This is a genomic window from Azomonas macrocytogenes, assembly GCF_014191985.1.
GTDB lineage: Bacteria > Pseudomonadota > Gammaproteobacteria > Pseudomonadales > Pseudomonadaceae > Azomonas > Azomonas macrocytogenes.
Genome location: NZ_JACHXI010000017.1, coordinates 1 through 16693 on the forward strand (window position 1 = coordinate 1; position 16693 = coordinate 16693).

The following is a 16693-nucleotide window of genomic DNA, read 5'->3' on the forward strand; positions in this document are numbered from 1 at the left end:
GCCCTGTTCGCGAAGCTTGTGGGCCAGGCGGTTGGCCTGGCGGTTCAGCTGGTCATAGCTCAGGTGCTGCTCGCCGAAGACCACGGCAGTGGCGTTCGGCGTTCGCGCTGCCTGGGCTTCGATCAGTTGCTGGATGCACTGCTCGCTGGGATAGCTCGCCTGGGTCTGGTTCCATTCGTGCAGGATCTGCTCACGTTCGGCATCTCCCAGCAAAGGCAGTTCGGCAAGGCGCTGCCTGGGGTTAGTAACGATACCGCGCAGCAGATTCTGCCAATGCCCAATCATGCGTTCAGCCGTGGACCGTTCGAACAGATCGACCGCATAGGTCAACGCTGCTTCCAGTCGCCCGGATTTTTCCAGCGTATCCAGGCTGAGATCGAACTGTGTCGTACGTCCTTCCCACTCTTGGCGACTGAGCTTCAACTCACCGGTCGTCAGTGCCTCGACATCAGCCACCATTGATTGATGGTTGTATAGTGCCTGGAACAGGGGGTTGTAGCTCAGGTTGCGCTCTACTTGTAGCGCTTCCACCAACTGCTCGAATGGCAGTTCCTGATGGGCTTGAGCACCGAGTGCGGCCTGCCTGACCTGTTGCAACAACTCGTCGAATCGCATCTGGCCATCGAACTCACAGCGCAGTACTTGGGTATTAACGAAAAACCCAATCAGCCCTTCGGTCTCAGCGCGATTACGGTTGGCAATAGGTACACCGACCCGGATATCGTTTTGTCCAGTGTAACGTTGTAACAGCAGCATGAAGGACGCCAGCAGCAGCATAAACAAGGTGATGCCTTGCTGTTGCGCCAAGCTGCGGAGCTGTTCGGCAAGTACGGGATCAATGGAGAACTCCAGCCGCATACCTCGATAACTCGGCTGTGGCGGACGGGCATGATCAGTCGGTAAAGCCAGTACTGGATGCTCGTCTCCCACGTGGGCGGTCCAGTAATCGAGTTGGCGCTGCATCTCGCCGGCTTCCAGCCATTGACGTTGCCAGAGGGCATAATCGCTGTACTGGATTGGCAGCTCGGCCAACGCTGCTGTCCGACCTTCGCTATAAGCCTGATACAACCGGCTGAATTCGTCGATCAGTACGCCCATGGACCAGCCGTCGGAGACAATGTGATGCAGCGTCACCAGCAAGACATGCTCCTGCTCAGCCAGCCGCAGCAACTTCAAACGCAACAGCGGTCCATGTTCCAGATCGAAAGGACGCATAGCCTCTGCCTCGGACAGCAGCCTGGCCTGTACGGTGCGCTCCACCTCGGACAGCTCGCGCAAATCCTGCTGCACCAGCTCCAATATGATCTGCTCGTGAATGACCCGGATCGGCTGCTCATCACGTAAATGAAAAGTACTACGCAGCGTTTCATGTCGTGTTACTAATGCGGCAAAAGCCTGCTCCAGTGCCGCTACATTCAGCCGACCATATAACCGCACGGCCCCTGGCAAATTGTAGGCTGCACTTTCCGGGTCGAGCTGCCAAAGAAACCACATCCGTTGCTGGGCATAGGACAGCATTTCTCGTTCAGGCACTATTACGCCGGCCGGAATTGGAAACACCCTGAAATCCAGCTTTTCCCGACTCAGTCCTTCGAGAAATAATTTGCGCTTTTCTAACGGTAGCTCGATGAATCGGTGGGCCAGTCCTAGTGCATTCTTAGTATTCATACCTTCCGTCCTTAAACTGTTCAGCAACGGGCTATTAGCTCGAGATATGCACACTAGGACGAAAGAAAATTAAACGGATTTAAAGGTCTTGAAGTGAAAGAAAGCTATCGATACCCCTGGCAGCTCACTTGGAAAACTCAATCATTTGGCAGAGGTAAACCAGTCATTGGCTTGTGTTTACTTGATTACCTCAAGGTCTCCTTGATATTCATTTTGTGTGACTCGTAGCCATAGCCGATCAAGGTACAGGTACACCACCGGAGTACTGTACAGCGTCAATAGCTGGCTCAGGAGCAGACCACCGATTATCGCCAAACCTAGCGGCTGGCGAATTTCTGCACCTTCGCCCTGACCGATCAACAAGGGAAGTGCGCCCAGAATCGCCGCCAGGGTTGTCATAAGAATCGGCCGAAACCGTAGCAGGCAGGCACGGTAGATGGCTTCGCCCGTAGACAGACTGTAACGGCGCTCCAGCTGTAATGCCAAGTCGATCATCATAATGGCGTTTTTCATTACAATCCCGATCAGCAAAAATAAACCGAGCAACGAAATCAGGCTAAATTCCTGCCCGGTTATGACGATAGCCAAAAGCGCGCCAACACCAGCCGAAGGCAAGGTGGACAACACGGTCAGCGGGTGAATGTAACTCTCGTAAAGAATGCCAAGCACGATATACACAGCAATCAAGGCGCCTAGAATCATCAGCGGTTGCCCCTCTTGCGTTTGTTGGAAAACGCTGGCACTCCCTCCCATGCGCCCTTGCACGCTGTCAGGTAAGCCAATAGCGATTACTGCACGCTCGATAGCGCGAGTGGCTTCTTCCAGATTGATATTCGGTGCCAAGTCAAAATTGATAGGTTCGACGGCAAAGAGTCCATCATGGTTGACTCGCTCTTGCTCGAGGCTGAGTTCGTAGTGTGCAAAGGCTGTCACGGGAATTTTTCGACCATCGGTAGTGGTCAGATAAAGACTGTCCAATGCCGTGGCATACTGTGCAAAGGCTGGATCGATTCCCATCACGACCTTGTACTGGTTGAGGTTGCCATAAATAGTCGAAATCTGGCGCTGGCTATATGAATTGTTTAACAGTGTGCTTACTGCATTCATATCGATCCCCAGGCGTTTCGCTATATCACGGTCGACCGTCAATGTGAGTTGCTGGATACCTTCACCATCATTGGCATCGATACCAGTAAGTTGAGGTAGATTCTTCAGAGCCTGGATTACCTTCGGTGCCCAAAGGCGTAGTGCTGCCATATCATCCGAAAGCAAATTGAAGACATATTGTGAACCGCTTTGCCGTCCGACACCGAAATCAAGGTCTTGTGAGACCCGCAAAAATAAACGTGCGCCGAACACTATCGGTTGGTTGTAGCGAATCCGTTCGATAACTTTGCTAGCTGACACATCCCGCTCGCCAAGTGGTTTCAAACGAACCACCATGAACGCATTGCTACTGCCACTTTCGCCACCAAGAAAAGCCGCGACACTCTGCACGGCTGGATCAGCCTTGATCGCTTGAAGATACTGCATCATTTTGGGTTGCATGCTCTGAAATGACATACCTTCATCGCCGCTGACGTAGCCATAGAGCTGGCCCGTATCTTGAGACGGAAAAAAGGTTTTGGGAACCTGGAGAAACAGCACGACGTTCAAACCGATAATAGTCAGCAAGCCAAACAAAATCAGGCGTCTATGCTGCAAGGCCCACTTCAGGCTACGTTCATAGTGGTGTAATAACCGCCTATCAACGGCATAGCTCAGACGCTGCAAACGATTTTTTAGGGCCGGCTTATATGGCGTTAACCAGCGAGCGCACAACATCGGAGTAAGTGTCAGAGAAATCAGTAGCGACAGGACGATAGCCGCAATCAGGGTTAGAGAAAATTCGAAAAACAGCTGCTCGACGATACCCCCCATGAACAAGATGGAGGCAAACACTGAAACCAGCGAGACATTCATTGACAGCAGAGTGAAACCTATTTCCTGGCTACCGAGGTAAGCAGCCTGTAAAGGCGATACACCATCATCGATATGCCGAGTAATGTTCTCCAGCACAACGATGACATCGTCCACGACCAGCCCAGCGGCCAGAATCAATGCCATCAGTGACAGGATATTGAGCGAAAAACCCAGCAGATACATCACGGCAAAGGTACCGATCAGCGAAATCGGTACTGCCAGTGCAGGAATCAAGGTGCTATGCAACTTTCCAAGAAATAACAGCACGAGAAGCATGACCAGAGCCACTGAAACCAGCAGGGTAAGCTCCGCCTCATGCAAGGTGGCACGGATCGTGGGTGAGCGGTCGGTGGCTATCGCCACCTCCATACTGGCTGGCAAAATCGCCTGCAGAGCCGGCAAGCTAGCCTTGATGCCACTGATCGTCTCGATGATGTTGGCATCAGCTTGCCGATAGACCATTAATAGCACTGCCTGCCCATCATTGAACAACCCTGTGTTATAGCGATTCTCTGTGGCATCACTGATATGAGCTACATCCCCCAAGCGCAGGGTGGCACCGTTTTGCTGGCGGATGATCAGCGGACGATAATCCGACGCCTGATGTAATTGGTCGTTGGCACCAACCTGCCAATGTTGCCATGCCGTTTCTACCATCCCTTTTGGCTGGCTTACATTGGCAGCGGCAACGACTTCACGAACCTGCTCCAGCGATACGCTATACTGCTCCAGCTGTTTGGGCTGCAGTTCAATCCGCACAGCTGGCAACGAACTTCCTCCTACATTGATTTTTCCGACCCCGGCTATCTGAGCCAACTTGGGAACTAGAATGCTGGAAGCTACATCGTAAAGCCTGCTTCGCTCCAGCGTATCCGACGTTACTGCCAGTACCATGATGGGCGCTTGTGCAGGATTGTACAGACTATAGGTAGGCATACTGCGCATGCCGCTGGGTAATAGATTTCTCGACGCATTGATAGCAGCCTGCACTTCACGAGCGGCGCTGTTGATGTCTTTATCCATTTCGAACTGAAGGAATATACCAGTCGAACCCAGAGTGCTGGTGCTACTCATCTGGCTGATCCCGGCAATCGTTCCCAGAGCTCGCTCAAGCGGCGTTGCAACACTGGAAGCCATAACCTCCGGACTGGCGCCGGGCAACGAAGCCTCGACGTAAACGGTCGGGAAATCGAGCTTCGGTAAGGGAGAAAGGGGTAATAGCCCAAAGCTAACAAAGCCCAGAAGCAAAATAGCCACGCTCAGCAACATGGTGGCTACGGGGCGACTGATAAAGGGGGCTGACAAATTCATCAATATAAACAATAGAATGACGGACATCGCCCTAGAACTGATCAACAGTTCTGCGCTCAAATAAGCAAGAGTACAGGCTTATTAAAACATAGCCCGATCTCATCCCTCACCTATAATAAGAACCATAGTCATTAATAAGTTAAATTGGAATTATTAAATCACTATCAACAGCCATGGTATTTGATAATCCATATAAACAAAATAATCAGCAAGTCATTTATTAGCTGAAGTGAAATTCTGCCATTGATTGATAGAATCCTGTTGGGAGCGCTGCATTGTCGAATATTTATTCGGCAATCCGAAGTAATATCGAGGATACCGGTATGCACGATGAAAAAGCCAGGCAAATCGAAGAAGCGCTGGCTTTTTTCATTTTTATTACGCTTAATGCGTGAATAACTCCCAGTTAATTAACTGATTCGAGATGTTCAACTTCAACCACACTGGTTTTGCCAATTACTTCATGAATAGAACTGGCGATTTCCTCTGCACGTACAGGCAGAACAGATAAAAGCGTATCGCTCAGACCGTGGCTGGATTGACAAACACCCTGCATAAAGATTGCTGGTTTGAGACGCTCGTCAGCCAACAGACGATAATTACGGCTTATACGGAAATCACCTAGATACTCTTGAAGCTGAGCGAGCAACTGGTGATGCTCTTGGCGTTCATAGCCAGTGGCGAGGATAACTGCATCGTAATAATGAGTTTCGATATCGCCATTAGTAGTGTTACATAGGGTTAGAGCGATGTCATTTGGATTAGCATCTACCTTTTCGATCTGCCGCAGACACCGAAAAGCGTGGCGTTGGTTGCCAGAAACTTTCTGTCGATAGAATATACCGTAAATACGTTCAATCAGATCGATATCTACTACTGAATAATTAGTGTTGTGATATTCCTCGAGTAGGCGCTGACGGTCAGCCTCCGACTGGTGAAACATTACGTCAGTAAAAGCCGGTGAAAAAATTTCATTGACGAAAGGACTATCATCTGCGGGTTTAAGTGCCGAACCGCGCAATATCATATCGACCTGAACGTTTGGAAAACTATCATTGAGATCGATAAAGGCTTCTGCCGCGCTCTGACCACCACCAATGATAGCGATTCGCATGGCTTTGCCAGCAATACAAGGTTGCATGGAAATCCATTGCAGGTAATGAGAGTGATGGCTAACACGAGAATCGCCACGCAACCCCTCAAATAATTCGGGAATAATTGGAGTACCGCCGACACTGACCACAAGGGAACGAGTGCTGCGTACTATTTCCTGACCTTCGCTGTCGTGTGAAATCACACGCAGCGTTTCGACCTGTTGGCCATTTTTCTGCGGTTCAATACCAATGACCTGTTCGCCATAGCGGCACTGGCTGGAAAAATGACTGGCAACCCAGCGTAAGTAGTCATTGAACTCCATACGACACGGGTAAAAAGTACCAAGGTTGATAAAGTCAATCAGGCGACCATGCTCGTGCAGGTAATTGACAAAAGAGTAACGGCTGGTGGGATTGCGCAGCGAAACCAAATCCTTGAGGAAAGAAATCTGTAACTCGCTCTGAGTCGACAAAGTATTACCGTGCCAACTGTAATTTTTCTGTTTATCCAGATATAGCGTCTTCAGACTACCATATTTACTGCTCATTTCTTCAAGCGCGATTGCTAGAGCAATGTTCGAAGGGCCGAAGCCGATACCGATCAAATCATGGATTTCACTTAATTTAATTGCCTGATTCATGTGCATATCTTCTATAGTTTCGGGTTCTAAATAAAATAACCGGCGTGTGGACAAGCCAGGCCTATCATGGCTGTAGGCATAATCAGAAGGACGAGATAAACAAAGCCAAATTTAATTATTAAAGTTAATATTTAATAATTTTTATTAGTTGAAGAAGCGCCATCTTGTTCGCATCTTATATCTTTCCAACGCCTCTTCTCTCAGGCAGAAACCTTCTCCGAATCGGGACATATAGGTAAAAAACCGAGGTAACTATTGATTTCCACGTGAAATGCGCAGCCTTCAGAATATTAGGCTGGCTGTGCTGTCTGCTTCGATCGTTCAGTGATGGCTTGACCATCTTGCATGTGTATCAAGTGGTCGGCCACGTTGAAATAACGGTCATCGTGGGAAATGACAATAATCATTTTTCCCTGAGCCTTGAGCTCTGGAAGCAGCTCGGTGTAGAAGACACGGCGAAAAGCCGGATCCTGATCAGCGGCCCATTCATCAAAGATTAAGATTGGACGCTCTTCCAGCCAGGCATTGATTAATGCCAGGCGCTTACGCTGCCCAGTAGAAAGATCTGTGGTCGTAAAAGCGCCGTCATGGATACTCACCTTGTGAGCAAGGTCAAGGCGTTGAAGATATTTTTCGACGTCTATCGACGCAATCATCTGCCCATGCATGGGCTTATCGAATAAATAGTAATCAGCAAAGATCGTCGTAAATAGCTGCCGATAGTCATCTCGGTGCTCTGGAGCAACCGGCTGACCATTCAATCGAATCTCTCCGCGATGGGGCGTATAGAGACCAAGCAATAGCTTGATCAAAGTAGTCTTACCACAACCGTTCTCGCCAACGATGAATAAGATTTCCCCACGCTCAATGGTCAAGTTTACCGGCCCTAGACGGAAAGGCTCGCTGCCTGGAACGATGGGATAGTCGTAGCACACGTTGCACAACTCAATACGTTGCGGTTGCTCAATGGCAAGCGGCTGATCGCTTGTCAACAGGTGGGGCTCTGGTGATGAGAAACGCCAGGAAAGCTCAGCGATGCGCTGAAAAGCAATTTTTGCACGACTGATAATAGGTATGGTGTTGACCAACTGCTCCAGTGGCCCCTTCATGTACAGCATGACCAAAACGAAGCCACCCAAGATCGTTTTATCAGTGCTTGACCAGATAGCTTGAAAGGCTATGGAAACACCGATAACCGCAAAGAATAGTATTGAACCGAAAGTTTCAGCACTAATAAAAATATTGGCTGCGCGAATATTGGATTGGCAGATAAGATCGACTGTACCGTGAATCTGCTCTTCCAACATATGCTGACGACGCTTGCGTTGTATTCGTAGTTCTTTCGCCCCGGCAGATATGGCTTGATAATAGCTTTGCAATTCATCTTCACCGTTTCGGGCGGAGAGGATGTGTTTCATTCCAAAGTAGCGAGCTATGTACTGAGCTCCGGTGCCTAGAACCAGAGTGGCTAGAGTTATTATTAGAATCTGCCAGGAAAGCATAGTTAAATAAATCAGACACCCTAATGTCACAGTAAATGAGATAATCATAGGCGCCACGGATAGCGCAAAGGTACTGATCGTCTCGACATCAGTCAGTAAAACAGGGATTAATCGATGGGATCGATAGCGCTCCAATTGCTCAATGGGGGCAACCAACACTTTGGCAGACAGGTCGCGACGTAGCCCCGAAACTACCCATTGACCAATATAATTGGTCAAGAGATGCGACAGTGTTGCGCTCAGGACCGTCAGGATGCAAAGCCCGGCAAAGAATAGAGCCATGCGTATGGTGGGGGGCTCATTGATATTCAGTGCGTCATTGATACAGGCCAATAGAGCCGTCACACTGAGGCCGCTGGCAATCCCTAGGATTACCGATAATGCGACTTGCCACCAAAATGGCTTGAGAATCCTAAAGGTTTCCTGCGCAAGACTATTGGCTTGGCTCATCATGCTACCTTCTCGTTAAATACCCTTGGCAGACGGCAGCAAACAACAACGTTCGTTGTCGAGGTTGCCATCCACTAGAAACGAGAAGGTCTTGTCTAAATTTACAAGTTTACTGCTATGAGGTGCGCTGACTATCTTGCTTTGCTATCAGCCTATTTGCCATTAATGATGACGTTACCCTCAGTATTTTGGCTCAAAGAGATCGGTAAAACCCTGGGTAGTGCGTGGACCAAATCACTGATGTTACGCGTATTGTAGATCCCACCTATGCGGCTATTTACTGGAGCGCTATCCCCTAAAAGAACCGGCTTGTCGAGGTATTGATTGATCAAAGGCAAGGCTTCGACTAGCGTCAGATTGTTGAGGATCAGCTTGCCATCTCGCCAAGCCAAAGCGGACTCCGTATCGACAAATTGAACGCTAATATGGGGCATCGATGAAGCGTAGCGGGCTTGCATTCCGGGAGAAAGCATGGCGGCCTGTTTAGCCCCGTCTGCATCATTCATGACCTTTACAGATCCCTCTGTGAGGGTAACGATAACCTGATCAGCATATTTCCAGACATTGAATTGAGTGCCTGTAACCGTAATGCTTCCTTTGCCGGCCTTCACAATGAAAGGCCGAGACATATCTTTGTTTACTTTAAAAAAAGCTTCGCCGTCCGTAAGCGTTACGCTTCGATGTTGACGAAAATTCAGGTATGTAAAGGCTGTATTCAGATTCAGCTCGACTTGAGATCCGTCCACCAGCTCAACACGCTGAACGACATTACTTGTACTAAAATGCTGATACCAATTTGGCACCAGATCTTTTTGCCAGCCGAACCACCCGCCAACAAATAACGTAACCAGTATGGTGCTGGCCATGGCCAACGATGGGCGTAGCCGCGAGCAAAGAGTCCTCGTTAGGGGCCGCTGATAAGATGGAAGTGCGTTAGGGCGCTGGGCTTTCCGTGGTAGCCGCTCGCTAAAAAACCAAATTTCCTGCATCGCTTTGTATTCTCGCGCATGCACAGGCGAGCTCTTCAACCAATGATCGAATTCTTTTCGCTCCTGATCAGTACATTCTCCTGAATGTAAACGCATGCACCAGTGAGCAGCCTCGTCGATGATGCTGTCGTTTGTTAGCGGTGCTTTATTTCGGCTCGTCATGATGCGTACTGATCACTAATTTTAGATATTTCATGTATTGACACTTAACATAAAATCGAGCATGGAAAAAATTTAAATTTATGTTTCAGAATATATCTCCCATAGAAGATCACACATCAGCATCATAAAAATACAATCAATAATTTTAATATATAAATTCAATTTCACACATAGCTCAACATCACAGACACAACACCTATTAAAATCAAAAATTTAAATATATTAATTTACTCACTAAATTAGATATAAATAAATTAAGCCATTTTATTATATATTAAATTATAAATATCTTATTAAACTATATATCCTTTTGAAAAAAAACGCCAGCTAACCTTTATAATCTATAAAATGATAATACTCATCTGCTCATCAACCCTGCATCGGCGTCGTTTTCTGTTGCTTCAGCCGCTTCATCGATTTTCGTTCGCCTCGTCAATTTTCTTTCTTCCAAAAATATCGCCAGCAGTGTTCTGATCCTCCTGCTCTGCTCTAACGCCGGCCTTGAATGTACTACATAGATCGTACCAAGCGATCTAATTCACATTCTGCAAGCCTATTTCTAAATTGGCAGATATCAACTACGTCTTTTGGTAGCGCATTGATGAGTCGCCTCGGCGGCTCTCTTCATATCCAGAAGGAGCAACCATGCGGATATCCCAGTTCTTTAGAGGGTTGGCATTGTGTTGCCTGGCCGTACCTCTATGGGCGAGCCAGCTTTCTGCTGATTCGCCTTTTAAAGCGGAAATCAGTTGGTCGTCGCTGGGTATTCCTCACATAGAAGCCCAAAATGACTTTGGACTTGGCTATGGCATCGGTTACGTCTATGCACGTGATAACTTGTGCCTGTTGGCCGACGAAGTGGTGACGGTCAATGGTGAACGAAGCCGATATTTTGGGCGAAAGGGCGAATCATCTGCCAAGCAGAACAACATCGAATCCGATCTTTTTTTCCGTTGGCTGAACAGCCCTGAGCGTATACAAACATTTTGGGCTTCACAGACATTGGCCATGCAGCAACGGTTATCAGGATATGTAGCCGGTTTCAATCGGTACCTGGCCGAAACACCAAGCGAAGTGCTGCCTACAGCCTGTAGACAGGCTGACTGGCTCCGGTCTCTGAAAGAGAGTGACCTTGTTAGCCTTACACGCCGATTGCTGGTGGAAGGCGGAATTGGGCGTTTTGTGAACCCTTTGCTAGCAGCCTCTCCTCCATCAGAAAGTGCTACAAACACCACTGCACTTTTGCGTACCGACGCAATGCTATCGAGCATTAACCGGTTCGCGCTTGATCGAGGCAGTAACGCTATTGCAGTGGGCGGCACGCTTACCGAAAACAAAAAAGGAAGGCTGTTGGCCAATCCCCATTTTCCCTGGTCGGGCGGAATGCGGTTTTATGAGCTGCATCTAAGCATTCCCGGACGACTGGACGTTATGGGCGCTGCATTGCCGGGATTACCAGTTGTGAACATTGGTTTTAATCAACATATGGCCTGGACTCATACCGTTGATAAATCGAGCCACTTCACACTCCATCGCCTGGCTCTTGATCCGCAAAATCGCAATCAGTATCTCATTGATGGAGAAAGCCATCCGTTCCAAAAAACAGAGGTGTCTATACAGGTAAAAGAGCCAAACGGGATGCTTTCAACCGTTTCTCATACATTCTACGAATCATTATTCGGCCCGCTCCTAACGATCCCCGGTTTACTCGATTGGGACGATCAACAAACCTTCGCCTTACAAGACGCCAATCTCTCGAATACTCGTGTCTTGCAGCAGTGGGATGAAATCAATCAAGCCACTGATATTAATTCATTACGTACGGCTATTTCCCACGTCCAAGGCATTCCTTGGGTGAATACGCTGGCGGTAGATGATAAAGGCAACGCTATCTATATGAATGCGTCTGTCGTGCCACACATCCCACCTGAACGTTTGCAAACATGCGTTTTACCTTCGGTTATTGCAACTGGACTACCGGGTCTGGATGGCAGCAAGACAGCATGCGCCTGGCAAGCTGATTCCGGCGCCGCTCAACGAGGTATTGTTGCAGCCCGGAATTTACCCGTACTGGTACGGCACGACTTTCTGCAAAACTCCAACGATAGTGCATGGCTGACCAATCCTCATCAACCACTGGCCGGCTTCTCTCCTTTAATAAGCCAAGAAAGTAAACCGCTGGGAATGCGAGCACGATTTGCACTTTCAGAAATTCTGGCCAGAAATGGGCAACCGCTGAGTGAAGAATTTCTACAGCGCCTGGTAACCAATGAGCGTGTTTATCTTGCTGACTTGATCCTGGACGATTTGCTGGATTTTTGCGGCTCGCAGACAGGTAATCTTCGAATATCCTCCGCGTGCTCGGCAATGGCCGCCTGGGATCGACGAGCTGGGTTGGAAAGCAGCCTAGGACTACTGTTTTTCCAGGCATTTGCCAATGAGTTCCTTGAGGGGGACGGACTTTGGAGATTCCCCTTCGATCCTGCCAAGCCGCTGAATACACCACGAGGTATCGCCTGGCAACAAGCTGAGGTAGGGCAAAAGATCGAGCAGATACTGGCTAATGCTGCCAGGAAAGTGGCAACGATGGGATTAACCAACCAGGCCAAATGGGGTCAGGTACAGTTTATCCATCGAGGAGAACAGAAAATCTCCATTCCAGGAGGCGATGGACGTTTAGGTATTTATAACGCGATCCAGAGCGAATCAGGAATGGAACACAACATGGAAGTCATAAGCGGAAGCAGCTACATTCAATTGGTTAGCTTTGACAACCAAGGGCCCGTTGCAAAAGGCCTACTTACCTTTTCGCAGTCAAGCGACCCAGACTCGCCTCATTTCAAAGACCAGACGGAGCTTTTTTCAAAACAGGACTGGCAACCGCTACCGTTCACGAAGAATCAAATACAAGCGGACAAAGAAGTCGAAAAATTACAATTGAAATGAAAGGGCATCGAGGCTGGCTTGTTTCGCCAGCCTTTTGAGAGGCTTACACACCAAACGTGAGTTCGCCTTTCATTACAGATAAATGCGCTGGGACGGAACAGAAAAAGTGATACTTCTCACCAGTTTCCAGCTTAGATGTATCAATGGTGATGCTATCCCGTTCGCCGCCTCCAATCAGTTTGGTATGAGCAATTACTCGAGTGTCGTTTTTTTTCAAATAGCCATTCGCTATACCTGCAGACCAGCCGTCCTGTGCAACCGCTTGCATATCCGCAGCACGAGTAAGCACCCAGTTATGCCCCATCACTTCTTTAGGCATTTCACCTGAATGAAGCAAAGTGACTGTAAAAGATGAACAGCTTTTTGGGATCGATATGAGTTTGCTATCAAAAGTCATTTGATCCGTGCTGGTAATCTCGACTGCACACTTATCCGCAGACCAAGCAGCGAAACTTGACAACATAAGAGCCGCCGCAGTCAGCATTGGGCGAATCATAAAAAACCTCCAGTAAAAATGGTTGATTATATCAGAGTCACTTATTGCTCCAATAGCATCATGTACCAAACGACTTTCATGCTGGTTGCTTTAGGGAGCATTTAGCACATTGTGTTTGTCGGGGGCTGACTGAAGGTCATTTTGCTATCCTGCAAGCTTATTTTGATCGAGAGGTACAATAAATGGTCTGAGCCAGGTCCTCTTCTTCAACCGCTGGTTTTCCTCCTGAAACTTCTTGAGCTGGGATACCATCGACGTCTTCATATGATCGACACCATAAATATAATATCAAATCATAAAATAACACCAACGCACTTGAATTCAATTTAATTTTTTCTTGAATATATTCGTTATTAATATATCAATCCCTTTAGCATTTTTTACTTACTGCCATAAAGCAGCCATACATTCAAAACTGGAACCTCATGAAAAACTCACCGCAGGATCAATCAATAAACAATATCTTCCATTGTAAATAGTTAGATATATTTTTATTTTCAGGAAACTCCAAATAATAAGGAATTAGTTCGATGATTTCATACCTACCTGCGAAACAGATCCTACAAAATGCTGGAATCAAAGCCACTCTCATCCGCCTGAAGGTAATCGATGCCTTGCGAAAAGCCACAACCGAGCGGGCCAGAGTACCAATCAAGACATTGCATGGAATACTTGAGCAAACAGGAACCCCAATATCAAGAATCAGTGTTGGTCAAGTGCTTAGAGGCCTCGTAGCCAGCGGACTAGTGGCTAGAGATGGTCGAGGCTTTTATAAGCTAGGTACATTTTTCTCGGAGCATTATCCGGAATAGAAAGAGATAATTACGTATAACAATTCATTGAAACCAGACACGAATTAAAACCATCACCATTGAATAAATACTTGCAGTATGGATTCCATACTACCCATTGCTCTCTTGGTATAATGATAGTTTTTTAAGTAGATCACTGCATGGAAAGTCAGGAACAATGGTGATAGCAGTCTTTTTTTCGTAGATACCCATCCAAATCCATCTTCAGTTTAACCTGGAGAAGCCGCAACACCTCCGACTCATGTTCATGAATAAAGAAGTGACTGCCTGGAATCATATCCAGCGAGAACCTACCTTCGCTCTCCAGTTGCCAGGCGATCAGCTGTTCCTGAGTAGCCTTGTCATCCTTACCGCCGAGCACATGAATCGGACAGGTCAAACCTGGCCGCTGTCGGTACTGGTAGCGCCCACACATAAGAAAGTCGGCGCGCAAGATCGGTAACGTCAGGCTCATCAACTCCGCATTATCCAATACTTCTTGTGGCGTGCCTTGTAGATCGCGAAGTTCCTCGATCAGTTGTTCATCGCTTTTGGGCTTGGCAAAGCCCTGGTTGTAATCATCACGGCGAGTTGGCGCTGCAGTGCCTGAGGCAAATAACGATACCGGAGAGGAAACACCTGAATCACGCAGCGCGTGAATGATTTCGAAAGCAAGCAAAGCTCCAAGGCTATGACCAAACAACGCATACGGCCCATCAATGTCACGAATCAGTTCTGCGGCCAGCTGGCTGGCCAAGGCATGCATATCTGTCTGCAAGGGCTCGCCCAGGCGCGAACCGCGCCCGGGTAATTCCAGCGGACGAATGTTCAACCATTCAGGCAGCTTGCGCCGCCAGCGGCTATAAACCATGGCGCTAGCGCCCGAATAAGGTAGGCAGAACACTTGCAAACTGGACATTCCACGTCCTCAGTGGATGGCTTGTGTTTCTGCTTCTTTTTTACGCGCCTGCTCTTCCATATGTTTGCGCAGACTCAGAGGACGCATATCGGTCCAGACTTCTTCTATATAAGCCAGGCACTCTTTTTTGAAACCACTCTTGCCCACGGTACGCCAGCCTTTGGGTATTTCTTTATAATCAGGCCAGATGGAATATTGCTCTTCGTGATTGACGACTACTTGAAAAATAATATCTTCACGATCAAATACTGAGGTCATGATTATCGCTCCACTAATAGTTACGAAAGTTAGAGTCGCCAAGCCGATGGCGATAACCGAAAAACGTATGGGCGTTGTGGAAAATTAACGCGCCGCAACGGCAGCTGAAAGCGCCTTTCCAAAAATTTGCGATACCTGTTCGACTTGCTCTGCGGTGATGATCAATGGTGGTAGAAAACGTACCACGCAGCCCTGACGGCCACCGAGCTCAAGGATCAGGCCGCGCTTGAGGCATTCACGTTGGATACGCGACGCCAGCAAGGAATTGAATGGCGGATGTCCAAGAGCATCCACGGGGCCGGCAGGATCGACAATTTCCACACCAATCATTAATCCAAGTCCACGGATTTCGCCTAACTCCGGGAAGTACTTTTGAAAGGCGCTCAAGCGCTCACGTAACAGTGCGCCCATGTCAGCGGCATGCGAGATCAGATTTTCCGACTCGATGTAACGTATAACGGCCGAACCGGCGGCCATCGCCATTTGATTACCGCGGAAGGTGCCAGCATGGGCACCCGGCTCCCACTTATCGAATTTATCCTGATAGACAACTACAGACAGTGGCAGGCTGCCACCGATCGCTTTCGACAATACAATCACGTCCGGTACGATTTCCGCATGCTCGAAGGCAAACATTTTTCCGGTTCGACCGAAGCCGGATTGGATCTCATCCAGGATCAGTGGTATTCCAGCTGCAGCAGTAAGCTCACGCAAACCCTGCAGCCATTCTTTGGCAGCGGGAATCATACCGCCCTCGCCTTGTACCGCTTCGACGATCACTGCAGCCGGGGGCAACACCCCACCTTCAGGGTCGTTCAAGAGATTTTTAATATAATTCAGATTGATTTTGATACCTTCCTGACCGCCCACCCCGAACGGACAGCGATATTCATAGGGATAAGGCAAGAACTGCACACCTTGGCTGAGCAATGCTCCTAATGGCAGCTTGGCTTTGAGATTACCCATCAGGCTGAGCGCCCCCTGGCTCATCCCGTGATAGCCGCCCTGAAAGGCCAGTACAGTGCTGCGCCCAGTAGCCGTCCGCACCAGTTTGAGGGCGGCCTCCACTGCATCGGTACCCGTGGGGCCACAGAACTGGATTTTGGCATTTTTACTGAACGCTGCCGGCAGAACGGCAAATAAGTCCTGAACAAAGCGATCCTTGACCGGAGTGGTGAGATCAAGGGTATGCAGAGGCAATTCGTCCGCCAGCACCTGGCGGATGGCCTCCACAACGACCGGGTGGTTGTGCCCCAAAGCCAGCGTGCCGGCGCCGGCAAGGCAATCGATAAACCTCCGCCCTTCCATATCTTCAACATGAATCCCGCGGGCGCGCTTGAGCGCCAAAGGAATGCGTCGTGGGTAACTGCGAGCATTGGATTCCTGCTGCTGCTGCCTCACCAGTAGCGGATTATCTTCGAAGTGGAATAGCGCTTCCTCGTCACAGGACGTGACAAGATCAATTTCCGCCGATGCTGAACTCATTTCACTGCCCTCTGCATAT

The 16693-nt window shown here is 48.6% G+C and carries 10 protein-coding genes; 1 reads left to right on the forward strand and 9 read right to left on the reverse strand.

From position 1 onward, the window contains the following. The 5 genes from FHR87_RS14390 to FHR87_RS14410 all read right to left on the reverse strand — a co-directional run. A partial coding sequence (locus FHR87_RS14390) for a condensation domain-containing protein (protein ID WP_246336048.1) occupies window positions 1–1668 on the reverse strand: 1668 nt, incomplete at its 3' end. A 177-nt stretch (window positions 1669–1845) separates the two neighbouring features. After that, on the reverse strand, window positions 1846–4941 hold the full coding sequence (locus FHR87_RS14395) for an efflux RND transporter permease subunit (RefSeq protein WP_183167468.1): 3096 nt from the start codon (window positions 4939–4941) through the stop codon (window positions 1846–1848). Window positions 4942–5347: 406 nt separating this feature from the next. After that, window positions 5348–6676 (reverse strand): lysine N(6)-hydroxylase/L-ornithine N(5)-oxygenase family protein, encoded by a 1329-nt coding sequence (locus tag FHR87_RS14400; RefSeq protein WP_183167408.1) that lies wholly within the window; start codon window positions 6674–6676, stop codon window positions 5348–5350. Window positions 6677–6966: 290 nt separating this feature from the next. Then, entirely contained in the window at window positions 6967–8631 is a 1665-nt protein-coding gene (locus FHR87_RS14405; RefSeq protein ID WP_183167409.1) for a cyclic peptide export ABC transporter, read from the reverse strand. A 149-nt stretch (window positions 8632–8780) separates the two neighbouring features. After that, window positions 8781–9779, reverse strand: a complete 999-nt coding sequence (locus FHR87_RS14410) for a FecR family protein (RefSeq protein ID WP_183167410.1) — start codon at window positions 9777–9779, stop codon at window positions 8781–8783. 645 nt (window positions 9780–10424) lie between these two features. Between FHR87_RS14410 and pvdQ the strand changes: the two genes are divergently transcribed. Further along, entirely contained in the window at window positions 10425–12725 is a 2301-nt protein-coding gene (gene pvdQ / locus FHR87_RS14415; protein WP_183167411.1) for a bifunctional acylase PvdQ, read from the forward strand. Between the two features lie 43 nt (window positions 12726–12768). Here pvdQ and azu read toward each other — a convergent pair whose 3' ends face one another. From azu to FHR87_RS14435, 4 genes are all read right to left on the reverse strand, one after another. Then, entirely contained in the window at window positions 12769–13188 is a 420-nt protein-coding gene (gene azu / locus FHR87_RS14420) for an azurin (protein WP_420826744.1), read from the reverse strand. A 993-nt stretch (window positions 13189–14181) separates the two neighbouring features. After that, complete coding sequence (locus FHR87_RS14425) at window positions 14182–14931, reverse strand: thioesterase II family protein (RefSeq protein WP_183167413.1); 750 nt, start codon at window positions 14929–14931, stop codon at window positions 14182–14184. 9 nt (window positions 14932–14940) lie between these two features. Then, window positions 14941–15189, reverse strand: a complete 249-nt coding sequence (locus FHR87_RS14430) for an MbtH family protein (RefSeq protein WP_183167414.1) — start codon at window positions 15187–15189, stop codon at window positions 14941–14943. A gap of 84 nt (window positions 15190–15273) precedes the next feature. Beyond that, window positions 15274–16674 carry an aspartate aminotransferase family protein gene (locus tag FHR87_RS14435; protein ID WP_183167415.1) on the reverse strand — a complete coding sequence of 467 codons (1401 nt, stop codon included), beginning with the start codon at window positions 16672–16674 and terminating at the stop codon, window positions 15274–15276. Window positions 16675–16693: the final 19 nt, after the last annotated feature.